21 protein-coding genes are annotated in these 21,023 nt (G+C 63.4%); 4 read left to right on the forward strand and 17 right to left on the reverse strand.

Annotated features, from left to right (window positions below; all coding sequences use genetic code 11):
* The first annotated feature begins 33 nt into the window (after positions 1 to 33).
* Positions 34 to 1,419: a pentapeptide repeat-containing protein gene (locus M8523_RS25740; protein WP_282587754.1), complete on the forward strand. Its 1,386-nt coding sequence runs from the start codon at positions 34 to 36 to the stop codon at positions 1,417 to 1,419.
* A gap of 9 nt (positions 1,420 to 1,428) precedes the next feature.
* Here M8523_RS25740 and M8523_RS25745 read toward each other — a convergent pair whose 3' ends face one another.
* The 15 genes from M8523_RS25745 to flgB form a co-directional block, all read right to left on the reverse strand.
* A complete protein-coding gene (locus M8523_RS25745) occupies positions 1,429 to 3,312 on the reverse strand; it encodes an O-linked N-acetylglucosamine transferase, SPINDLY family protein (protein WP_282587755.1) in 1,884 nt (627 codons plus the stop codon).
* 86 nt (positions 3,313 to 3,398) lie between these two features.
* Positions 3,399 to 4,364 (reverse strand): flagellin N-terminal helical domain-containing protein, encoded by a 966-nt coding sequence (locus M8523_RS25750; RefSeq protein WP_282587756.1) that lies wholly within the window; start codon positions 4,362 to 4,364, stop codon positions 3,399 to 3,401.
* Between the two features lie 237 nt (positions 4,365 to 4,601).
* Positions 4,602 to 5,567, reverse strand: coding sequence for a flagellin N-terminal helical domain-containing protein (locus M8523_RS25755; protein WP_282587757.1), 966 nt, complete (start codon positions 5,565 to 5,567; stop codon positions 4,602 to 4,604).
* A 284-nt stretch (positions 5,568 to 5,851) separates the two neighbouring features.
* Positions 5,852 to 6,817, reverse strand: a complete 966-nt coding sequence (locus M8523_RS25760) for a flagellin N-terminal helical domain-containing protein (RefSeq protein ID WP_282587758.1) — start codon at positions 6,815 to 6,817, stop codon at positions 5,852 to 5,854.
* Positions 6,818 to 7,078: 261 nt separating this feature from the next.
* Complete coding sequence (locus M8523_RS25765; RefSeq protein ID WP_282587759.1) at positions 7,079 to 8,044, reverse strand: flagellin N-terminal helical domain-containing protein; 966 nt, start codon at positions 8,042 to 8,044, stop codon at positions 7,079 to 7,081.
* Positions 8,045 to 8,193: 149 nt separating this feature from the next.
* Positions 8,194 to 8,928 (reverse strand): flagellar type III secretion system pore protein FliP, encoded by a 735-nt coding sequence (fliP, locus tag M8523_RS25770; protein ID WP_282587760.1) that lies wholly within the window; start codon positions 8,926 to 8,928, stop codon positions 8,194 to 8,196.
* Positions 8,925 to 9,404, reverse strand: coding sequence for a flagellar basal body-associated FliL family protein (locus M8523_RS25775; RefSeq protein ID WP_282587761.1), 480 nt, complete (start codon positions 9,402 to 9,404; stop codon positions 8,925 to 8,927). Before M8523_RS25775 ends, fliP begins: the two co-directional genes overlap by 4 nt.
* Positions 9,405 to 9,511: 107 nt before the next feature.
* Positions 9,512 to 10,213 (reverse strand): flagellar basal body L-ring protein FlgH, encoded by a 702-nt coding sequence (gene flgH / locus M8523_RS25780; RefSeq protein ID WP_282587762.1) that lies wholly within the window; start codon positions 10,211 to 10,213, stop codon positions 9,512 to 9,514.
* Positions 10,213 to 10,827, reverse strand: a complete 615-nt coding sequence (locus tag M8523_RS25785) for a MotE family protein (protein ID WP_282587763.1) — start codon at positions 10,825 to 10,827, stop codon at positions 10,213 to 10,215. Before M8523_RS25785 ends, flgH begins: the two co-directional genes overlap by 1 nt.
* A gap of 84 nt (positions 10,828 to 10,911) precedes the next feature.
* Entirely contained in the window at positions 10,912 to 12,009 is a 1,098-nt protein-coding gene (flgI, locus tag M8523_RS25790) for a flagellar basal body P-ring protein FlgI (protein WP_282587764.1), read from the reverse strand.
* On the reverse strand, positions 12,009 to 12,440 hold the full coding sequence (gene flgA / locus M8523_RS25795; protein ID WP_282587765.1) for a flagellar basal body P-ring formation chaperone FlgA: 432 nt from the start codon (positions 12,438 to 12,440) through the stop codon (positions 12,009 to 12,011). Before flgA ends, flgI begins: the two co-directional genes overlap by 1 nt.
* A gap of 51 nt (positions 12,441 to 12,491) precedes the next feature.
* Positions 12,492 to 13,280, reverse strand: coding sequence for a flagellar basal-body rod protein FlgG (gene flgG, locus M8523_RS25800; protein ID WP_282587766.1), 789 nt, complete (start codon positions 13,278 to 13,280; stop codon positions 12,492 to 12,494).
* Between the two features lie 142 nt (positions 13,281 to 13,422).
* On the reverse strand, positions 13,423 to 13,740 hold the full coding sequence (gene fliE, locus M8523_RS25805; RefSeq protein ID WP_282587767.1) for a flagellar hook-basal body complex protein FliE: 318 nt from the start codon (positions 13,738 to 13,740) through the stop codon (positions 13,423 to 13,425).
* A complete protein-coding gene (flgC, locus tag M8523_RS25810) occupies positions 13,740 to 14,159 on the reverse strand; it encodes a flagellar basal body rod protein FlgC (protein ID WP_282587768.1) in 420 nt (139 codons plus the stop codon). Before flgC ends, fliE begins: the two co-directional genes overlap by 1 nt.
* 4 nt (positions 14,160 to 14,163) lie before the next feature.
* A complete protein-coding gene (gene flgB, locus M8523_RS25815; protein ID WP_282587769.1) occupies positions 14,164 to 14,544 on the reverse strand; it encodes a flagellar basal body rod protein FlgB in 381 nt (126 codons plus the stop codon).
* 92 nt (positions 14,545 to 14,636) lie between these two features.
* Between flgB and M8523_RS25820 the strand changes: the two genes are divergently transcribed.
* Positions 14,637 to 15,131, forward strand: coding sequence for a DUF427 domain-containing protein (locus M8523_RS25820; protein WP_282587770.1), 495 nt, complete (start codon positions 14,637 to 14,639; stop codon positions 15,129 to 15,131).
* A 102-nt stretch (positions 15,132 to 15,233) separates the two neighbouring features.
* The gene (locus tag M8523_RS25825) at positions 15,234 to 16,481 is read left to right on the forward strand and encodes a flagellin N-terminal helical domain-containing protein (protein WP_282587771.1); all 1,248 of its coding nucleotides are present in this window, start codon (positions 15,234 to 15,236) and stop codon (positions 16,479 to 16,481) included.
* A gap of 42 nt (positions 16,482 to 16,523) precedes the next feature.
* Here the strand turns inward: M8523_RS25825 and M8523_RS25830 are convergent, their stop codons facing one another.
* Positions 16,524 to 17,780: a flavin monoamine oxidase family protein gene (locus tag M8523_RS25830; protein ID WP_282587772.1), complete on the reverse strand. Its 1,257-nt coding sequence runs from the start codon at positions 17,778 to 17,780 to the stop codon at positions 16,524 to 16,526.
* 16 nt (positions 17,781 to 17,796) lie between these two features.
* Complete coding sequence (locus M8523_RS25835) at positions 17,797 to 18,633, reverse strand: L,D-transpeptidase (protein WP_345894299.1); 837 nt, start codon at positions 18,631 to 18,633, stop codon at positions 17,797 to 17,799.
* Positions 18,634 to 18,866: 233 nt separating this feature from the next.
* Here M8523_RS25835 and gnd point away from each other — a divergent pair, with 233 nt between their 5' ends.
* Positions 18,867 to 20,297, forward strand: coding sequence for an NADP-dependent phosphogluconate dehydrogenase (gene gnd, locus M8523_RS25840; RefSeq protein WP_282587773.1), 1,431 nt, complete (start codon positions 18,867 to 18,869; stop codon positions 20,295 to 20,297).
* Positions 20,298 to 21,023 lie beyond the last annotated feature (726 nt).

Raw genomic sequence — 21,023 nt, forward strand, 5'->3', positions numbered from 1 at the left:
CGGACCCGAGCGTTTTGATTGAGGGGAACGCCCGTGTCGATTGACGCTCAGACGGATCAGTCGGCAGCCTCGCCGGCCGAGGAACTCGATCGGCTTCTGGCAGCGGCCTCCGGCCACGCGCCTGTCGTGGCCGGGGCCGGGATCGACCTGCAGAGCGTCCAGGCCGGCCGGGCCGATCTCCAGGCGCGGGACGGCAGCGATGCGGCGACGTGGTGGGACCCCGAGAGCGGCGGCCTCGACCTCAAGGGCGCGCAACTGCAATCCGCGTCTTTGAGCCACGCGGTCTTGTCGCATGCCAATCTGCGGGGCGCCGACCTCTCGGGCGCGGTGGCGCGCGGCGCCGACCTGAGCCACACGATCCTCGAACAGGCGATCTTCACCGGGGCCGATTGCGGCGGAGCCATGTTCAACGGCAGTCACGCCGGGGAAGCCCGCTTCGAGCGGGCGATGCTGGAGGATGCACGCTTCGAAGGCGCGGCGCTCCGTTATGCAGATTTCAAGCAGACGCTGCTCGACGGGGCCATCTTCAATCGAGCCGATCTCTGGGGTGCGCACCTCGACGAGGCGGATGCGGATGAAGCCCAGTTCCAGAAGGCCCGGCTCGATGAATCGAGCCTGCGGAAAGGAAATTTCAGCCAAGCCGATTTCACGGAGGCGAGCCTCAAGAAGGCCCGACTCGATGGCGCGCGTCTGCAATCCGCCAATTTCACCGGCGCCCGGCTCGAAGGCGCGTCGCTGCGTGGCGCCGACCTGTCCCGCGCGAGCCTCCCGCGTCTCAATCTTGCCAGTTGCGATCTCGCTCATGTCCGGCTCGCTGGAGCCTGGCTCGAGAACACGCGGCTGAGCCTCGATCAACTCGGCGGCGCGGTCGGCGAAGAGCGGGACGGCGAGTTCGACGCGGCGCGGCAGGCCTATATTGCGCTCGAACAGAATTTTCGCAGCCTGGGCGATGGCGAAGGCGAGAGCTGGGCCTTTCGCAAGGGTCGCACCATGGGCAAGGCCCAGAAAGCCCGCACGGCCCGGTCCCTTTGGGCCAGTCGGGACTACGCGGCGTGCTTCCGCTCGGCCCTGGGCTGGGCGTCCGACAGCTTCGTCGAATGGCTCTGCAATTATGGCGAGAGCCTGTGGCGCGTGGTTCGCGCCTTCTTCACGACGATGCTGGTCTTCGCGCTTCTGTACGGTGTGACAGGCAGCCTGACCCGAGCCGTCGAGAGCGCCGTCAAAGCACGGGCGGTCACGCGCGATCCCTTCGACATGCTGGTGTTCAGCTTCACCAACATGTTATCCACGAGCGCGCCGGATATCGGTCTGAAGCCCGCCAACGAGGCCGTGGCGCTCCTGGTCAGCGTGCAGGGCGCCCTGGGCATCGTGTTGATCGGTCTCTTCGGCTACGTCCTCGGCAATCGCATGCACCGCTGAGCCGCCACGTCAGGACAGAGCCGGGACCGCGAAGCTCTCGGGGGGGAGGCCCGCGTCACGCAGAGCCGCCATCTGGAGAAGCGCGGCCTCGTAGTGACGGGTGTAGCGCTCGCTATCGAACAAGGGCGTCGTCAGTCGATTGGCTTCGAGCCGGTCGTGGATCGCTTGCAGGGCCGCCGGGTCGGTAGCGAGCTTAATCGCCTTGGCCTCATAATCCGCAAACGAATCGGCGATCAGTTCGGGAACCCCTACCGCGTGCAAGAGGCTCCCGGCGACACGGGACACGAAGGATTCCCCAGGGCAAGTCAGCACCGGCAGTCCCACCCATAGCGCGTCGCTGGCCGTCGTATGGGCGGCCACCGGATAGGTGTCGAGGAAGAGATCGCCGAGACGCATGCGCCCCAGGTGGCGCTCCGTCACCATCTTGGGTGCGATCACGATCCGCTCCGCCGCGATTCCGCGTTTGACGGCCTCCAGCCGCAGATTGTCGTTGCAGGCCGAATAGCCGGCGAGCGTCCACAACACCGATCCAGGGACCTGATGCAAAATTCGCATCCAGAGGTCGTAGATGTCCGGCGTGATCTTGTAGGGTGCGTTGAAGGAACAGAACACGAAACCCTCGTCCGGCAACCCGCAGCCGGCCCGCGTGAAGGTCTCGCGCGAAACCGGACGCTTGCGGTCGTTCGGCTGATAGCAGTCGGGCAGCCGCGCAACCTTCTCGTCGTAGTAGGTCTCCATGTCGGGCGGCAGGATGTACGAATCGGCAATGATGTAATCGATGAAGCTCGCCCCCATCGTGCCCGGATAGCCCAGGTAGTTCACCTGGATGGGGGCCGGCCGCAACGCCATGATCTCGGTTCGGGCGCCGGCAGTATAGCCTTTGAGATCGATCAGAATGTCGATCTCGTCGTCCCTGATCTTCTTTGCGGCATCGGCGTGGCTGATATCCTTGAGGTCGTAGCACACGTCGAAGGCTGAAATGATTCGCGCGCGGATCAACGTTCCGTCATCGAGTCCGCCGGTCGAATAGCCGAACACCTCGAAGGCCGTGCGGTCGCGCAGCTCCAACAGCTCGATGAGCAGCAAAGCCGTGGCATGGTTGTAGAAGTCGTTCGACAGATAGCCGATGCGCAGCCGCCGAGCGCGTTGCTGTTCCGTGCGCGGCGCGTAGGAGGCGAGCGGCACCCCGCCTTCCCACCGTTGCGACCAGACGCGGCCCGCGATCAAGGCGTTTTCCGAGTCGCCGGCGCCGACCAGGATCGTGAAGGGTGCAACCCGGTGACCGCGGCGATAGGTGAGCTCGACCACACGTTCGAGATGCTCGGCGAAGCCATCCCAATCGCAAAGATGCTGACGGATGTGGAAATAATCGACCAGTCCCGCGGCATTTTCGGGTGCGCGGGCCAACAAGGCCCGATAGGCCGCAAGCGACTCGACGTGCTGCTCGTTGCCGCGCAGGGCCGCCGCGAGATTCAGATAGGCCCCCAGCATGTCGGGATCGAGCTGAAGGCAGATGCGGGAGGCCGCGATGGCCATCTCCATACGCCCCATCGCGATGAGAAGGCTCCCGAGATTGGCATAGACGGCGGGCCATTTGGGTCGAAGGGCGACCACGAGCTGGTAGATGTTCAGCGCATCCTGCAAGCGCTGCTGAAAATGGTAGGCATAGCCGAGTTCGATCAGGAGGTCGGTGTCCTCCGGGCTGAACCGGACGGCTTGTTCGAGCGCTGCGGTCGCCTGGTCCCATAAGCCGTGCTGGGCCGCCAGGACGGCCAGCTCCTTAAGCCTCGCAGCCTGAGCGGCTTGCGAATTTTGGATCTCCGTTTCGGGCTCCGGAACCGCCGCATGGCGCTCGGTTGCCGGGTGGTCTGCTCGCGAAAGCGTGCCAATCATCAAAACTGTCCGCGAAAGGAGGTGGGATCCGGAACCGGCGCGGCCCGGGGACGCGGTTGTCCCGGATCAGTCAGTCGTGATCGAGATTACTGGAACAGCTTGAGGATGAGCTGGCTGTTCTGGTTGGCGATCGACAGCGACTGGATGCCGAGCTGCTGCTGCGTCTGCAACGCCTGCAGCTTGGTCGAGGCCACGTTCATGTCGGCATCAACCAGCGAACCCACGCCGCTCGTAATCGCATCCGACAGCGCCGACACGAAGGTCGCCTGATTGTTGACGTTCGTCTGGATGCCGCCCAGGGCGGCGCCGGCCTTGGTGATGTTGGTGATGGCCTGCTCGATGTTGGCCTGGATCACCGTCAGGTCGTTCGTCGTCGTCGCCAGGGTCAGCTGGAAGCCCAGAATACTATCAGCGTTGTAGGTCGTCTGGTCGGTGCCGGTGCCGGTGGTCCCCGCGGAGTTCGTGGTCAACGTGGTTGCCGTGCCGCCGATCGTCACGGCCGCCATCGAAGCCGAGAGAATGCCGAGGCTGGCCGCGGATGCGGTCAGGGTGATGCTGCTTGTGGCGACCGCGATCGTGCCCACGCTGGTCGTGCCGTCCGTCCCGCGCGCGAAGGAGGCCACGATATTGGCATTGGCGGCCGTACCGTTGAGCAGGTTGACGCCATTGAAGGAGGCCGACGCCGTGATGCTCCGCAAACTCTGCTGCAGCGCCGAAATATCGGTCTCGATCTGCAGCTTGTCGGTTCCGGGGGTCTGCGCCGTGACGATATCGTTTTTCAACTTGTTCATGATCGTCAGCGTCGAATTCAACGCTTGCGTCGCCACGTTGAGCGTGGAAGATCCAAGGTTCAGCGCGTCCGACACCGCACTGAGCGCGCCGGTGTCGGAACGCATCGTGGTGGCGATCGACCAATAGGCCGCATTGTCGGAAGCCGTCCCGACGCGCAGACCTGTCGAGATCTGGTTCTCTGTGGCGTTCAGTGACTTCTGGGTCGCTGTGAGGGCCTGAAGAGCACTCATGGCCGAGTTGTTAGTAAGAAGACTGCTCATGCGCGATCGTTCCGGCGTTGCTGATTCCACGGCGAACAATCAGGCCCGGCCCCTCGGCACGCCCGGCGCGCCGACAGCACGTTTAACCTCATGTTCCTCACTAGCAACTTACGGCCTTAACCTTAACCGAAGGTAAAATCATCGCGGCAGAACGTGTCGAACCTCACCGATCGGGGCCTGAACAGCAGAAAACCGCGCCCGAGGGCGCGGTTCCTTGATGAAGAATTGACGCCGGGATTACTGGAACAGCTTGAGAATGAGCTGGCTGTTCTGGTTGGCGATCGACAACGACTGGATGCCGAGCTGCTGCTGCGTCTGCAACGCCTGCAGCTTGGTCGAAGCCACGTTCATGTCGGCATCCACCAGCGAACCCACGCCGCTCGTGATCGAATCCGACAGCGACGACACGAACTGAGCCTGGTTGTCGATGTTGGTCTTGGTCGAGCCGAGAACCGCGCCGGCCTTGGTGATGTTGGTGATGGCCGTCTCGATATTGGCCTGGATCACCGTCAGGTCGTTCGTCGTCGTCGCGGTCGACAGCTTGAAGCCCAGGAGACTGTCGGAATTGTAGGTCGTCTGATCGGTGCCTGTGCCGGTGGTCCCCGCGGAGTTCGAGGTCAGCGAGGTTGCCGTGCCGCCGATCGTCACGGCAGACATGCTGGCTGACAGGATGCCGCTGCCCGCGGTGGCCGAGGTCAGGGTGGTGTTGCTGGTGACGACCGAGATCGTGCCCACGCTGGTGGACCCATTCGTGCCGCGCGAGAACGAGGACACGATGTTGGTGTTGGTCGCGGTCGCGTTGAGCAGGTTGACACCGTTGAACGAGGCCGCCGAGGTGATGCTGAGCAGGCTCGACTGCAGCGCCTGGATGTCGGTCTCGATCTGCGTCTTGTCGGTACCCGGTGTCTGCGCCGTGATGATGTCGTTCTTCATCTTGTTCATGATCGTCAGCGTCGAATTCAACGCCGCGGTCGCCACGCCAAGGGTGGAAGACCCGAGGTTCAGCGCGTCGGAGACCGCGCCGAGAGCGCCGGTGTCGGACCGCATCGTGGTCGCGATCGACCAATAGGCCGCATTGTCGGAAGCATCTCCGACGCGCAGACCGGTCGAGATCTGGCTCTGGACTTGGGAAAGCGATTTCTGCGTCATGGTGAGTGACGACAGCGCACTCATGGCGGAGGTATTTGTGAGAAGGCTGCTCATAGTCGGGTGTCCCATGGTTCACAATGAAGGGGACATTCCGGATCGTAACCGGTACGCGGAAGCGGCGTGATGCCTTTGAGGATGCGAGAGAATTCCTCAATTCCGCGTACAGTATTAATGACACGCGGAAATTACCGGATAATGAATTGAGGCTCCATGAGCTGCGTTTCCAAAGTAGATTATGCTGATTCGCAGAATCTACATTAACGGAATAATTACGGTTAAAATTAAAGAAAAAGCCGCGCCCGAAGGCGCGGCTCTGTAGTGCTACCGAGAAAGTAATATTACTGGAACAGCTTGAGAATGAGCTGGCTGTTCTGGTTGGCGATCGACAATGACTGGATTCCGAGCTGCTGCTGCGTCTGCAAAGCCTGCAGCTTGGTCGAGGCCAGGTTCATGTCGGCATCGACCAGCGAACCCACGCCGCTCGTGATCGAGTCCGACAGCGACGACACGAAGGTCGACTGGTTGTCGATGTTGGTCTTGGTCGAGCCGAGAACCGCGCCGGCCTTGGTGATGTTGGTGATGGCCGTCTCGATATTGGCCTGGATCACCGTAAGGTCGTTCGTCGTCGTCGTGGCAGTCAGCTTGAAGCCCAGGAGGCTGTCGGCATTGTAGGTCGTCTGGTCCGTGCCGGTGCCCGTGGTCCCCGCGGAGTTCGTGCCCAACGTGGTTGCCGTGCCGCCAATCGTCACGGCCGCCATGCTGGCGGACAGGATGCCGCTGCCCGCGGTGGCCGAGGTCAGGGTGGTGTTGCTGGTGACCACGGAGATCGTGCCAACGCTGGTGGTTCCGTCCGTACCGCGTGAGAACGAGGACACGATGTTGGTGTTGCCAGCGGTCGCGTTGAGCAGGTTGACGCCGTTGAACGAGGCCGCCGAGGTGATGCTGAGCAGGCTCGACTGCAGCGCCTGGATGTCGGTCTCGATCTGCGTCTTGTCGGTTCCCGGCGTCTGCGCCGTTATGATGTCGTTCTTCATCTTGTTCATGATCGTCAGCGTCGAATTCAACGCCGCGGTTGCCACGCCAAGGGTCGAAGAGCCGAGGTTCAGAGCGTCGGAGACCGCGCCGAGAGCGCCGGTATCGGACCGCATCGTGGTCGCGATCGACCAATAGGCGGCGTTGTCGGAAGCCGTGCCGACGCGCAGACCGGTCGAGATCTGACCCTGCGTCATGGCGAGGGATTTTTGCGTCATCGAGAGTGCCGAAAGCGCACTCATGGCGGAAGTGTTTGTGAGAAGGCTGCTCATGATCGATTGTCCCGGAGTTCAAAAAGAAGGGGGACATTCCGGATCGTAACCGGTACGCGACAACGGCGTGATGCCTTTGGGACGCTGAGACGGTCCTCAATTTCGCGTAGGCTTAAATTGGCATAGGAAAATTACCTGAGGATTAATTTGCACTCCGGCAACCGTCTTTTCGTTGTGCGCGATGATCACGGACGCTCGCCGGAACGAGAAAGGCCGCACCCTGAGGTGCGGCCTTCGTTGATAACGGGAAGGTCTGGGACCTTACTGGAACAGCCGGAGGATGAGCTGGCTGTTCTGGTTGGCGATCGACAGCGACTGGATGCCGAGCTGCTGCTGGGTCTGCAGCGCCTGCAGCTTGGTCGAGGCCACGTTCATGTCGGCATCGACCAGCGAACCCACGCCGCTCGTGATCGAGTCCGACAGAGACGACACGAAGGTCGCCTGGTTGTCGATGTTGGTCTTGGTCGAGCCGAGAACCGCGCCGGCCTTGGTGATGTTGGTGATGGCCGTGTCGATATTGGCGGCGATGACCGCAAGGTCGCTCGTCGTGGTCGAAGCGGTCAGCGAGAAGCCCAGAAGACTGTCGGAATTGTAGGTCGTCTGGTCTGAACCGGTCCCGGTGGTTCCCGACGAGGACGCGCTCAACGAGGTTGAGGTCCCGCCAACCGTCACGGCCGCCATGCTGGCCGAGAGGATGCCGCTGCCCGCGGTGGCCGAGGTCAAAGTGGTGCTGCTGGTTGCCACTGAGATTGTGCCCACACTGGTGGTTCCATTCGTGCCGCGGGAGAAAGAGGACACGATATTGGTGTTGCTAGCGGTCGCGTTGAGCAGGTTGACGCCGTTGAACGAGGCCGCTGAGGTGATGCTGAGCAGGCTCGACTGCAAAGCCGAAATGTCGGTCTCGATCTGTGTCTTGTCGGTTCCCGGCGTCTGCGCCGTGATGATGTCGTTCTTCATCTTGTTCATGATCGTCAGCGTTGAATTCAACGCCGCCGTGGCCACGCCCAGGGTGGAAGACCCGAGGTTCAGGGCGTCGGACACGGCCCCGAGGGCGCCGGTATCGGATCGCATCGTGGTGGCGATGGACCAATAGGCGGCATTGTCGGAAGCATCTCCGACGCGCAGGCCAGTCGAGATCTGGCTCTGCACGCCGGCAAGAGATTTTTGCGTCATATTGAGCGCCGCAAGCGCGCTCATGGCATTTGTGTTCGTAAGAAGACTGCTCATTCGGGTGTCCCGTTGTTTGGAAAAGGGGGACATTCCGGGTCGTAACCGGCACGCGAAAGCGGCCTGATGCCTTTGACCCACCGGAGTGGATCAATTTCGCGTGCCTTGAGGCTAGTGGCGGGCTCTTACTTGCAAATGAATTCAATCATTCAAGAATATGAGCGAATGAGACTTCCCACGACCATGTTCCATCCGTCGATCAGTATGAAAAACAAAATCTTCATGGGAAGCGCAATAATGTTCGGAGGCAGCATCATCATGCCCATCGACATGGTGAGGGTCGAGACCACCATGTCGATCACCAGGAACGGCAGCGTAATCAGGAAACCGATCTCGAAACCGCGCCGGATCTCCGAGATCATGAAAGCGGGGACGAGAATACGCAGATCCACCGTCTTCTGGTCCGTCGGCTTGAGCGTCGTCTTCGCCAGATCCTCGAAGAGCCGCAGGTCCTTGTCGCGTACCTGCGCGACCATGAACTCGCGGAAGGGCTGCGTGATGGGCTGAAACGCCTCCTGCTCGGTGATCTTGTTGTCGAGCAACGGCTGCAGGCCGCCCGTCCAGGCGCGGTCGAAGGTCGGCGCCATGACGTAAAATGTCATGAACAGCGACAGACTGATCAGGATCAGGTTCGCCGGCGTGGTCTGCAGCCCGAGACCCGTTCGCAGGAACGAAAACGCGATAGCGAAGCGGGTGAAGCTCGTGACCATCACGAGCAAACCCGGCGCGATCGACAGGACAGTCAGAAGGCCGATCAGCTGGACGATGCGTCCGCTCGCCGTGCCGCCGGGTTGCGGCACGATCCCGCCGAGATCGAGTGATTGGGCGAAAGCCGGCGTCGTGAGAAGCCCGAGGCACAGGCAGGCGAGGGCGAGGCGCTTCATTGGATGACCATCATTTCGATCATCACTTCCTTCACATGGCCGTCGGAGCGGACGGCCGCCCGCTCGCTCAGGTCCTCCCTGAGGTGCTGAAGACCGCTCGCGCCTTGCAACTGGGTCAGCGTCAGGGTGCGCAGATAGGCGAGCATGTCGTCGGCGATCTTGGCCGACAGGATGTCGATCTGCGGCGCGTCGGCCTTCTCGTACACGATGGCGGTTTGTAGCCGCACCCAGGACCCCTCCGGTGTCAGAAGATTGGCGACGATGGGGATGAGTTCCTTGACGGCGATTGGGACGGGCGGGGCGGCGTCAGCCGGCTTCCCTACGCCGGCAACCGAAGCCTTGGCCTTGGCGATGATCTGCTTGCCGACCACGAACCCGCCGCCGCCGGCCACGAGGGTGAGCACCAGCACCGGGACAATGACGCCAAGCGCCGAACCGCCTTTGGCCTTCTTGGGTTTGGGGTCCTGTTCCGCCATCGACCTCGATCCTGGTTAGGGGCCCGGCGGACACACCCGCTTCGACCGCGCCGTCTTCGTCGCTGGACAATGTCTCAGGGACGAAGCGGTGATTTCCGTGGGAGCCCCTAGAAGGGCTTGATGGCGTCGTAGATCTGCTGGCCCCAGGCGGGTTGCTGGACCTCGCTGCTGCGTCCGCGACCGCCGTAGGAGATGCGGGCCTCGGCGATCTTGTCGTAGGTGATCGTATTGTCTTTCGCGATGTCGCGCGGCCGCACGATGCCGGCGATGTTGAGCAACCGGAGTTCGTAATTGACCCGGACCTCCTGCGATCCGCTGACGATCAGGTTGCCATCCGGCATGACTCCGCTCACCACGGCGGCGATCGACAGGTTGATCTTCTCCGAACGATCAACCGTTCCGGCGCCCTTGTAATTCGAGGTCGAGGTCGTATCGAGCTGGCCGGTGGTTTTCGGCGGGGAACTCCCGGTTCCGACCGTGAAATCGAACCCGTTGCCGGCCGTTCCGCTGGTTGAACGGTTGCTGGTATTGTCGAGCGTGGCCTTGTCGTCGATGGCGATCGTCACGGTGAGGACGTCACCGACACGACTGGCCCGGGGATCGCGGAAGAAATTGGCCCGATTGTCGTCCCAGAGGGACTGCGGGCTCGCCCGCAGAGGCGCCGGGAACGAATAAGCCCCTTGCGGATCGACCGTGGCCTGCAGTCCCGACCCGACAGGCGACATCTTGGGTTCACGACCGATGTCTTGCGGCGGGACGGCGCAGCCGGAGAGTGCGAGCGCGCACGAGCACAGAAGGACGATCCGCATCACGATTTCTTTCCATCCGCCGCCTTTGTGTCGATCGACGGCAGGCTCGTCATGGCACCGACCAACTGGCTCGCCCGGGCGGGCTTGATCCCGTTCAAGATGGCGCTCGATTGCTTCGGCGTGAGTTGGGTGAGGATGGCGGCCGCCAACTCGTCGTCGAGCAACGACAATTGCTGCGCAGCCGCATCGACGTCCATCTTGGCGTAGATGGCGATCAGGGTCGCCTGTGCGCGTTTCATCACGTCGTCGCGGCGTGCAAGGCTTGCCTGGAGCTCGCTCTGCTTCTTTTCGAGCTCGGCAATCCGCTGCGTGACCTGGCCCTGGAGATCAGTGAGCTTTTTGGTTTGCCACGCGAAACGCGCTTCGGCCGCCACCGTCGCGATATTGTCGCAATAACGCTGACCCTCATTGGCCGGGGGCGTGGCGACTGCGACCGGCGAGGGCGGCGCAGGCGAAACGGGCGTCACGGAGGCAGCCTCCGTGGCCGGCTTGACCGGCGCCACGCCATGCGCGGTGTCCTGTTCGGCGGCGGGCGCGGCGGCCACGCAGGGAAGAAGGCCCCCACACAGCATGAAAGCCGCTAGTGTGGCGACGCGAAGGGGGTCAGCTGTCATGCGGGTCCCGGGGCAGCGCTGGAGGGCGCGATCACGCCTCGACTATCCCGGCTTGAGCTTGCGCCGGGCTGGTCCGCGTCCGGTTTATTCGGCGACGAGATCCGCCTGCAGCGCACCCGCCGACTTGATCGCCTGGAGAATGGCAATGATCCCGCTCGGCTTGAGCCCGATGGCGTTCAAACCTTTGACCAGGGACCTGAGCGTGGTTCCGCCCACGATCCGGAGCTGACCTTGCTCCTCCTTCGAATCGATGCTCGTGCTGGGCAGCACCACGGTCTTACCGTTGGACAAAGGCGCGGGTTGGGAGGCGGTCGGGGTCTCGCTGATGCGGACCGTGAGGCTCCCGTGAGTCACCGCGACGGTCGAGATCTGGACGTCCTGACCGATCACCACCGTGCCGGTCCGCTCGTCGATGACCACGCGGGCCGGCGTATCCGGCTCGACCGTGAGGTCGCCGATCTCCGCCATGAAACGGGTCTGGCTAATGCCCGGCGGGCAGAGCAGGGACACCCGCCGAAGGTCCTGTTCCTTCGCGGATTGCGTGTGGAAACGCTCGCGTGTGAACTGGTTGACCGCATCGGCGATGCGCACGGATGTCTTGAAATCCGGATTCTTGAGGTCGAGGCTGAGCGCGTTGGTGGTGCCGAAATCGTTGGGCGCTTCGAGTTCGACGATGGCCCCGTTGGCGATGCGGCCGGCGGTCGGTACGCCCTGCGTGTAGGTTTCGGCTTGGCCGGCCGCCGAATTGCCGGAGACCGAGACGGGGCCTTGCGCCACCGCGTGGGTCTGTCCGTCACCGCCGATGAGCGGCGTCATGACCAGCGTGCCGCCAAGAAGCGATGTCGAATCGCCGAGCGACGACACCGTGACGTCCAGCTGCGAACCACGGCTGACGAGTGGAGGAAGGTGGGTCGTCACGATCACGCCCGCGACATTGCGGGCCCGCAGCGAGATGCCCCGCACGTTGATGCCCATCTTGTCGAGCATCGACTGCATCGACTGCTCGGTGAACGGCGCGTTGCGCATCGTGTCGCCGGTGCCGAGTAGCCCGACCACGATGCCGTACCCCACGAGCTGGTTGTCGCGCATCCCACCCAGCGTGGCGATGTCCTTGATGCGGACGGCCGCGAACGCATGTGACGCGCTGACACTGATCGCCAAAGCCAGGAACAGGCGGCGCATCAGCTGTTGCCGATCAAGATGCTGCCGTCTTTGGCAATGATTCCCGAGATGGTCAGCCCGCTTTCAGGGTTGCGCACGGCGATCGTGTCGCCGACGGCGCCGGCCTGGAGCGCGGACGCATAGGTCGAGATGGTGAGGCCACCTTCGACATAGGTCACGCGCACTTGCGAGCCGACGGTGATGATCTTCGGTTCGCCGACCGCGTTGATACTGATCGGCAGGCCGGGCAACAGCGTGCGCCGGACGGTCTTCCCGATCAGCGCGGTGCGGTCGAGCACCGTCACCGACATGCCGGCGAAATTGTCCGGCAGTTCGCGCTCGGTCAGCATCCCGTCCCGGATGATGTCGCCGGGGTAGATCGTGACGGAGGCTACCGGAATGGTCTGCCCAGCCCGGGCGAACTCGCAGGACGGCCCCGAGGCGATCAACACACCGCAGAGCGTCCAGGCCGCGGCCTTGCAGGCTGAGAAGAGCTTCATGGCTTAGCGGATTCCCTTGGAGATGGTCTCACCCATCTGATCGGCGGCCTGGATCACCTTCGAGTTCATCTCATAGGCACGTTGCGCCGAGATGAGGTCGGAGATTTCCTTCACGGGATCGACGTTGGACGATTCGAGATAGCCCTGCTGGATCGTGGCGATGCCCGGGTCGCCGGGAACACCGGCCACGGCCGTGCCCGAGGCCGGCGTTTCCTTGAACAGATTGTTGCCGAGATGCTCGAGGCCGCTCTCGTTGGCGAAGTTGGAGAGGGTCAACTGGCCGATCTGTGTGGGCGTCGTCGAGCCGCCGACGGTCGCATTGACGATGCCCGTCGTGCTTACGGTCACGGCCGTCGTATTGGCCGGTACAACGATGGAGGGAATGACGGCATAACCGTCGAGCGTAACCAGCTGGCCGGTGGAATTGACGTTGAAGGCCCCGGCGCGCGTGTAGAGCGTGTCGCTGTTGGGTCCGGTGATCCCGAACCAGCCTTTGCCCTGCAGGGCCAGATCGTAGGTGTTCCCGGTCTGCGTGAGCTCGCCCTGCGTCTGCAGGTTGCGGATGGCAGCTGTTCGCACGCCGAGCCCGAGTTGGGCGCCTTCGGGAATCGTGGAATCGTTGCCGCGGCTCGATACGCCCTGCGCCCGCTGGGCTTCGTAAAGCAAGTCGGTGAACTCGGCCTTGCCGCGCTTGAATCCCGTCGTGTTGATGTTCGCGATGTTGTTTGCAATGACTTCGACGTTGGTCTGCTGCGCCGACATACCGGTCGCGGCGATCGCCAGAGCTCTCATGTCGCGTTTGTCCTTTCGACTCGATACAACTTGCGCGCCTCACGCGGGCTGACCCTCAAACGGGACAGCCATGGCGTGGCAGGGCCGCGCGCCTTGGCTCCGGCGCGAGGGCCGGCAGCTTCCGGAGAAATGCGGACGTCGTTCAGATGGCCATCCGCGACACTTCCTGGAAGGCCGCGACGGCCTTGTCGCGGATCGCCAGGGCGGTCTGCAGGCTTTCCTGCGCGGTCATCACGGATTGCACCACCGACTGGATGTCGGCCTTGCCGGTGATCCCGTCCACCGACAACGACTCGGCTTTCTTGACGTTGTCGACGGCCTCCTTCGACAATTTGGACATGACCTGACCGAAATCGGCGCCGCTGCCGGAGGTCGCGGCTGTCTTGGCAGCGCTCGTGGCCGTGTCGGTCGAGGTCAGCATGGACAAGGCCGAGCTGATCAGCGGGATGGCGGCGATCATTAGGTTCCTTTCAGGAGGTCGATGGTCATGGAGATCAGGTCACGCGATTGCTTGATGACCTGCAGGTCCGCTTCGTAGGAGCGGTTCGCCTCTCGCATGTCGGTCATCTCGGTGATGATATTGACGTTGGGCAGTTTGACGTTGCCGTCTTTGTCCGCCGCCGGGTTGCCGGGGTCGTTTTCCACCTGGAACGGCGTCTGATCGACACCGATATCCTTCACCTGAACGAGTTCCATGCCGCTCAGCTTGTCGAGCTCGTTGGAAAACGTGATGGTCTTGCGTTGATACGGGTCCGCACCGGAGCTCGCCCCGGTGGACTGCATATTGGCCATGTTTTCCGACACGACCCGGAGGCGCGCCGATTGGGCCGCGAGGCCGGAGCCCGCTACGCGAAGCGCTGCCTGAAGAGCATCCATCATGCGGTCAGGTCTTCACACTTTGCATCAGCATATTGTGGAACGCCTTGACGATATTGGTGTTCATGGCGAAATCGTGCTGCACGTCGCCGGCCTTGATCAACTCGTTCTCAAGGCTGACGGTGTTGCCCGAATCGGTGGTTTCCCACGGATCCTGGTCCTTGACCGCGACCGCCTGCTGTTCGGCGGGAGTGAGGTTGAGATGGTTCACGTTCGTGGACAGGAGACCGAGCTGCGTCTGATCGAGCACCTCGGCGAAGGGCTGAACGGTCTGGGCGTGATACCCAGGCGTATTGGCGTTCGAGACATTGCCGGCAATCGTGGCTTGGCTGCGGGAGAGCCAGCGGGCCTGTTTGGCGGCGAGATCGAAAAGATGGATCGGATCCACGGGAATCCCGATACGTTGAGGATGTTGGCACCACCCTGCCGCCGCAACCTTGCTCGGGGCTGTCGGGTGCGCCGTGCGAGAGGATGATCGCCATGCGCCCGCAACCAAAACCCGCCGGTCCCGGCCAGGAAAGCGTTTGGGACTACCCGCGTCCTCCGCGCCTCGAAACCGTGCATGACGACATCAGGATCATCTTCGCGGGCGTGGAGATAGCCCGGACGCAGGCCGCGTTCCGGGTTCTCGAGACGAGCCATCCGCCCGTCTACTATCTCCCGCCCTCCGCCTTCCAGCCGGACGCACTCGTTCCGGCGAGCGGCGGCTCCTTCTGCGAATGGAAGGGCAGGGCGGTCTATTTCGACGTCGCGGCCGGCGGACGACGCGCCGAACGCGCCGCCTGGGCCTATCCGGACCCGACATCCGACTTCGCGGCCATTCGCGATTTCGTGGCCGTCTATCTCGGCAAGATGGATGCCTGCTTTGTCGGCGCCGAAAAGGTTCTGCCGCAACCCGGCGGCTTTTACGGCGGCTGGATCACCTCGAACATCGTCGGTCCCTTCAAGGGCGACCCCGGAACGCAGGGGTGGTAGGAGTGCGATGCAAGTTGAGGCCCAGCCTCGCCGGCGGGGGATTCTTGCATTCATGTTTTGTTCGGCTTGATGGCATAAGGTCGAGCCGGGGCCGGACCAGAAATGAACAGTCTCCTCACCAATAGCTCAGCCGCAGCCGCTCTCCGGAACCTTGCCGGGACCGAGCGGAGCCTTACTGCGACCGGACAGCAGATCTCGACGGGCTTGCGTGTGGCCTCCGCATCCGACGACGCGGCCTATTGGGCCATCAGTGTCGGCATGCGGTCGCGACTGACAAGCGTCGGGGCCGTCCAGGACGGCCTGCGTCTCGTCGATTCCATCGCGAAGGTGGCCGATGCCGCTTTGAGCAGCATCACGGCGACGGTGCAATCGATTCGCAACGACCTGATCGCCGCGCAGCAACCCGGGACGGACCGCACCGCCCTCCAGCAATCCATCGCGGCCAAGCAACAATCGATCGTTGAGACCGCCAACGCGGCCAGCTTCAACGGGCAGAACTGGCTGGTCGGCCAATCGTCACTGGACACGTCGACCAGCGACACGCGCCATTTTCAGTCGACCTTCGCCAATGTCGGGAACGTGACATCCGGATCCGGCGGCACGCCCTTCAACGAAGACGTCACCCTCGTCTCGACACAGACCGGGACCGATGACCTTGGGAGTGTCTCAACGAACACATCGACAACGTCGGGTTTCTGGAGTTTCGCCAGCAACGGCGTCACGACTCCAAGCTTTTCGACCAGCACCGCAGTGAGCTCGACATCGTCATCGGACACGAAACTGCTGCTGCCAGGCAGTGTTTCGAATGGCGCCGGCCTGCAATTCATCGCGCTGCAGAAAAATCAATTCTACCTTTTCGACCAGATCTCCGGCACGAATTCGAGCACCTTCGACGCCGACTATACCGACGGCCACGCGACCCACGGAGCGTCGTCGTCGAGCACGGGTTTCTACGATTCGTTCGACGCTGCGACGCAAACCAACAGAAACGCGCTGGATCGCGCCATCCTGACCAGCTCGGGCTCGACATCCATCCTGTCGCTCTCCATCGCATCCGCATCGGATGCCGATCTGACCAGCATGGTCGCCGGGGCCGAGACGGCTCTGTCGGCGCTGGTGGCGAACCAGGCCGCCTTGGGCTCGTTCAGGGGCCAGATCGCACTGCAGACCTCCTTCAACGACTCCTTGTCCGATGCCCTTGCGTCCGGCATCGGGTCGCTCGTCGATGCCAACATGGATCTGGCATCGACCCGCCTACGCGCCCTGCAAACCCAGCGGCAACTCGGGATCGAGGCCTTGTCGATCGCGAATGACAATGGCGCCATGGTGCTGAAGCTGTTCGGCTCTTGAAGCGTCGAAGCCGAGATCGCCGATGACGGTGGGCCGGGCGGCTCATAGGCCGCGGGCGATCGCCTCCGCGGCCGCGATTCCGGTCTCGTAGGCGCCATGCGCGGTCGAGAACCGCGCGGGTGAGCAGGCTTCCCCGGCAAAGAACAGGCGTTCGCCAACCGGCGCGGCAAGAACCGCCCGGGCGTCGGCCGCACCGGGCTTGGCGCAAGAGTATGACCCTCGGCTCCAGCGGGCCCCCGCCCAGGCCGACATGGCATGCAGCGACAATCGCGCTCTGATCCCGCTGCCGAACAATCCTGCCAGTTCCCCGGCGGCAAAATCGAAGGCGGCCTCGGATCCCGCCGCTTCGATGTCCCGCGCGAAGGTTCCGCCGAAATAGGCCTCGATCACCGGCCGGCCGAAGGGCCGAACCTGATAGGCCGCGGTCTGAAGCCGGAACGGTGTCCCGAACACATGGGTGTCGAACGGCAGGTCGTCAGCCGCCGCGATGTCAAGGAAAAGTTTGTTGGCCACGCCGAGCGGCAGGCTGGCCGCGGCCGAAAGCTTGTCGGGGAGTGGCGGGTCGAAGCGGATCGTCTCCTCGGCGAGACAGGTGGTCGAAACCGTCACCACGGCTGTTCGGCAGCGGAGCGGACCGCGACTTGTCTCGATCGATACGACGGGAGTGTCCGCATGCGCGATCCGAGACACCGCGGTGTCGAGCACCACCGGGACAGGCGCGCCATAGTCGGCGATGAGGCGGCCGTATCCGTCCCGCACCCGCCAGTCTGGCGGACGCCCGGGGTCATAGCGGGCATAGTCGCGGGCCGAGGCCTGTTCGAGCTCGACCCCGTTGATATAGGTACCGATCGCGCCGATCAGCCCGTTCCAGCGGTTCCCTGGTTCAAGATAGGCGCTCAACGGGTCATCGGCCCCCACGGGGTCGAGCGCATCGACACGCTCGAAAAAACCCCGCAAGGCGTCTTTGGCGGCTTCTTGGTCGCCTGGCGACAGGCGCAAATCGCGCGTCTCGCGGTTCCACGGAGCCGCGGTGGTGTCGAGCGCGAAACCGTGCGCCTGGGCGATGCCGGTCCACGCATTGTCGCGCGCCCCGTGCAGCCAGCCGCAGCCGAGATCGACCGCGAGATCGCCGGGAAGTGTCCAGGCGCGGCCGCCGATGCGCCTCGCGGCCTCGATCACCACGACGCTGAGGTCAGGCCGGACCATGGCGAGATGACGCGCCGTGGCGAGACCGGCGGCGCCCGCGCCGATCACCGCGACATCCACCGTATGGCCGATCCAGCCTTCGAGAGCCGGCATATCGGCCGCTTAAGTCTCAGTAGCCCTGATTGGGATCGCCCCTGTAGCCGGCGTAGGGATCCGCCGCATACCCACTGTAGGGCTGCGTGGCCGCGCTGGCATCGGGAGCGGGCTCGACGAGCGGATACTGGTCCTCGGCCGGATCGGGGACGCGGGGGCGGTGCGCGGCTTCCTGGCTCGGGTGAGCCGAGCCCAGGACCAGGACCTTCGTGCCGACCGGAACGCGGTTGAAGAGATCGATCACGTCCTGGTTGATCATGCGGATGCAGCCCGACGATACGCTGGAGCCGATCGTCCAGGGTTCGACTGTGCCATGGATGCGGTAGAGCGTGTCCTTGTTGCCCTGGAACAGATACATGGCGCGAGCGCCCAGAGGGTTGCCGGGACCGCCCGGCATGCCGAGGCCGCTCTGCAGCTTCTGCATGACGCCCCGGACATGGGGATCGCGCGCCACCATCTCCTTCGGGGGATACCAGTCCGGCCATACCCGCTTGGCCTTGATCTCCGCATTGCCAGACCACAAGAACCCTTCGCGGCCGACACCGACGCCGTAGCGGATCGCCTGGCCGTCGCCGTGAATGAGGTAGAGGTAATGGGCGGCCGGATCGATGACGATGCTGCCGGCCGGCTGATCCGTCGGGTAGTCGACGACCGCCCTCAGAAAATCCGGGTTGATGCGGTTCAGATTGACGGCAGGCACCGGGAAGGGCTGCTCATCGATCGCGCCATAGACCTGATCGGCGTCGGCTTCCTGCACGACATAACCCTGGGCCGACGCGCCGCGCGACAGGAATGTACCGCCGAGAAGGCCCACCGCGCCAGTCAGGAACCGGCGCCGAGACGTGTCACGCATTGAAGTCACTCCAAACAGTTTATGGCTGAGGCCAAGCTTCAGGCGCTAAATCCGAATTTGGACCAATTTGATCCCGGTCGGCGGATTTGATTGCCGCAGGCTGCGCTTTGCAAATAACCGTGTCTCGGTTACCACTTCGCCGCCACGCGCCGCCGCCGTAGCACCAATTTGGGACGCTGCCGGTCGCCCGGCCCACGGGCATGTTCAACGGGCGCCGGACAGGGAGAACGATTATGACCGAACTCGCAGATCTCGGGGTCATGGGCCTCGCCGTCATGGGCGCCAATCTCGCCCGCAACGCCGCCCGCAAAGGCTTCGGTGTCGCGCTCTACAACCGGCACGGCGACAAGACGGACACCCTCGTCAGCGAGTTCGGGCACGAGGGCCGGTTCAGCCCGGCCAAGGATCTTGCGGGCTTCGTGGCCGCCCTGGCGAAACCCCGTGTGATCATCATCATGGTCAAGGCCGGCAAGCCGGTCGACGATGTGATCGACGATCTCGTGCCGCATCTCGACGACGGCGACATCGTCATCGACGGCGGCAACTCGCTCTTCACCGACACAGACCGCCGCTTCGAGACCCTGAAATCCAAGAACATCCGCTTCATCGGCATGGGCGTGTCAGGCGGCGAGGAGGGCGCCCTCGAAGGCCCCAGCATGATGCCGGGCGGCGAGCGCGAGGCCTATGCGCGCATCGAACCCATGGTCACCAAGATGGCCGCCCAGGTCGACGGCACGCCCTGCTGCACCTTCATCGGCCCGGGCGGCGCCGGCCACTACGTCAAGATGGTGCACAACGGCATCGAATATGCCGACATGCAGCTGATCACCGAAGCCTATGACCTGATGAAGACCGTCTACGGCCTGGACGCACCCGCCATGGCGGACGTGTTCAAGCAGTGGAAGTCGGGCGACCTCGATTCCTACCTGATCGAGATCACGGCCGCGGTTCTGGCCAAAACCGATTCGACCGGGCATCCGCTCGTCGACAGCATCGTGGATCAGGCCGAGCAGAAGGGGACGGGACGCTGGACGGCCGCCAATGCGCTCGAACTCGGCGTGCCGCTGACAGGCATCACCGAAGCGGTCTTCGCCCGAGTCCTGTCGAGCCAGCGCAAGCTCAGGCTCGAGGCCGCCAAGGCCCTGCCGTTCAAGCAGCCGGCCGGCCGGAAGGCCCAGGCCGCCGACCTCGACGCCATCCGGGACGCGCTCTACGCGTCGAAGATCGTCGCCTATGCGCAGGGCTTCGAACAGATGACCGCGGCCTCGCAGCAATATGGCTGGGACCTGAAGCTCGGTGAGGTGGCCACGATCTGGCGCGGCGGCTGCATCATCCGGGCCCGTTTCCTCGACCGGATCCGCGACGCCTATGGGTCGGAGACAACCCTGTCGAACCTCATCCTGCAGGATTACTTCCGCGACGCGGTGCTGAAGGCCGAGCCGGGCTGGCGGCGCGTCGTGTCGCTCGCCGTCGAACACGGCGTCGCCATTCCCGCCTTCTCGTCGTCGCTCAGCTACTACGATGGCCTGCGGCGCGAGCGGGGGCCGGCGAACCTGCTGCAAGGCCTGCGTGATTATTTCGGCGCCCATACCTACCGGCGCCTCGACCAGGAGGGGTCGTTCCACACCCGCTGGAGCCAGGATGGCAGTGAGGTGAAGGTTTAAGCGGCGCTCGCTCTTGTCTTTGCGAGCGCAGCGAAGCACTCCAGTGCGGAGGCAATGAAGGAAGGCTGGCGGAGGAGACGCTCCATCGTCGACATCATGCCAGCCAGCAAAACTTACTGTAACGGTTGAAAATGACCCACTAACCCAGGCCCGTTCCACCACCAATTTGATCCCGCCTGGGTGGCCGGGGTTGCGGATGTCCCATCCACCACCAGACGGCTAGGAAAAAGGCGCCAAGCGCGACAAGTGCCAGGCTGGCCGTCAAGGACGCCGCTATTGGCGCGACGTAAGGCATGAGGATGGGGAGCGGTGCTCCACAACCAGTGTTGCGCGGCACCAGGGTGATAATCTGACCCCGATGCAGGATGGGTGAACCGCGCTGTAGCGATTCGAAAACAGACCGACAGAGTGGCGAAGCGGGTCCGAGCGAGTAGGCGACGACCGTTTCAGTATGTGCGGGATGCCAGGGTTCGTTGGGGACATGAACCAAATCCAGCACATACCCCTGCACTGACGGGTGAGTGGCCGCATAGCCCATCTGTGCAATGGGAACCAAGGTCGTCAGAAGCGTCACAAGGCTCGCTGCCACAAATGAGCCTCCGACCCAAAACGCCTTGGTCGACCAAGAACCGTCAGCGGGAGGCTCCACTGAGTCCGTCTCGAAGCTCATGTGCATGATCGTCGGCAGCCCGGTTGCTTGCGACAGACGCATCTGATTAGCTTTGT

The organism is Lichenifustis flavocetrariae (genome assembly GCF_026130545.1).
GTDB classification, from domain to species: Bacteria; Pseudomonadota; Alphaproteobacteria; order Rhizobiales; family Beijerinckiaceae; genus Lichenihabitans; species Lichenihabitans flavocetrariae.

What these genes read in the sequence shown, in the direction of transcription:
- M8523_RS25745 (WP_282587755.1), bottom strand. Translation starts at nt 3,312, where the DNA reads ATGATTGGCACGCTTTCGCGAGCAGACCACCCGGCAACCGAGCGCCAT.
- M8523_RS25750 (WP_282587756.1), bottom strand. Translation starts at nt 4,364, where the DNA reads ATGAGCAGTCTTCTTACTAACAACTCGGCCATGAGTGCTCTTCAGGCC.
- M8523_RS25755 (WP_282587757.1), bottom strand. Translation starts at nt 5,567, where the DNA reads ATGAGCAGCCTTCTCACAAATACCTCCGCCATGAGTGCGCTGTCGTCA.
- M8523_RS25760 (WP_282587758.1), bottom strand. Translation starts at nt 6,817, where the DNA reads ATGAGCAGCCTTCTCACAAACACTTCCGCCATGAGTGCGCTTTCGGCA.
- M8523_RS25765 (WP_282587759.1), bottom strand. Translation starts at nt 8,044, where the DNA reads ATGAGCAGTCTTCTTACGAACACAAATGCCATGAGCGCGCTTGCGGCG.
- fliP (WP_282587760.1), bottom strand. Translation starts at nt 8,928, where the DNA reads ATGAAGCGCCTCGCCCTCGCCTGCCTGTGCCTCGGGCTTCTCACGACG.
- M8523_RS25775 (WP_282587761.1), bottom strand. Translation starts at nt 9,404, where the DNA reads ATGGCGGAACAGGACCCCAAACCCAAGAAGGCCAAAGGCGGTTCGGCG.
- flgH (WP_282587762.1), bottom strand. Translation starts at nt 10,213, where the DNA reads ATGCGGATCGTCCTTCTGTGCTCGTGCGCGCTCGCACTCTCCGGCTGC.
- M8523_RS25785 (WP_282587763.1), bottom strand. Translation starts at nt 10,827, where the DNA reads ATGACAGCTGACCCCCTTCGCGTCGCCACACTAGCGGCTTTCATGCTG.
- flgI (WP_282587764.1), bottom strand. Translation starts at nt 12,009, where the DNA reads ATGCGCCGCCTGTTCCTGGCTTTGGCGATCAGTGTCAGCGCGTCACAT.
- flgG (WP_282587766.1), bottom strand. Translation starts at nt 13,280, where the DNA reads ATGAGAGCTCTGGCGATCGCCGCGACCGGTATGTCGGCGCAGCAGACC.
- fliE (WP_282587767.1), bottom strand. Translation starts at nt 13,740, where the DNA reads ATGATCGCCGCCATCCCGCTGATCAGCTCGGCCTTGTCCATGCTGACC.
- flgC (WP_282587768.1), bottom strand. Translation starts at nt 14,159, where the DNA reads ATGATGGATGCTCTTCAGGCAGCGCTTCGCGTAGCGGGCTCCGGCCTC.
- M8523_RS25820 (WP_282587770.1), top strand. Translation starts at nt 14,637, where the DNA reads ATGCGCCCGCAACCAAAACCCGCCGGTCCCGGCCAGGAAAGCGTTTGG.
- M8523_RS25825 (WP_282587771.1), top strand. Translation starts at nt 15,234, where the DNA reads ATGAACAGTCTCCTCACCAATAGCTCAGCCGCAGCCGCTCTCCGGAAC.
- M8523_RS25830 (WP_282587772.1), bottom strand. Translation starts at nt 17,780, where the DNA reads ATGCCGGCTCTCGAAGGCTGGATCGGCCATACGGTGGATGTCGCGGTG.
- M8523_RS25835 (WP_345894299.1), bottom strand. Translation starts at nt 18,633, where the DNA reads ATGCGTGACACGTCTCGGCGCCGGTTCCTGACTGGCGCGGTGGGCCTT.
- gnd (WP_282587773.1), top strand. Translation starts at nt 18,867, where the DNA reads ATGACCGAACTCGCAGATCTCGGGGTCATGGGCCTCGCCGTCATGGGC.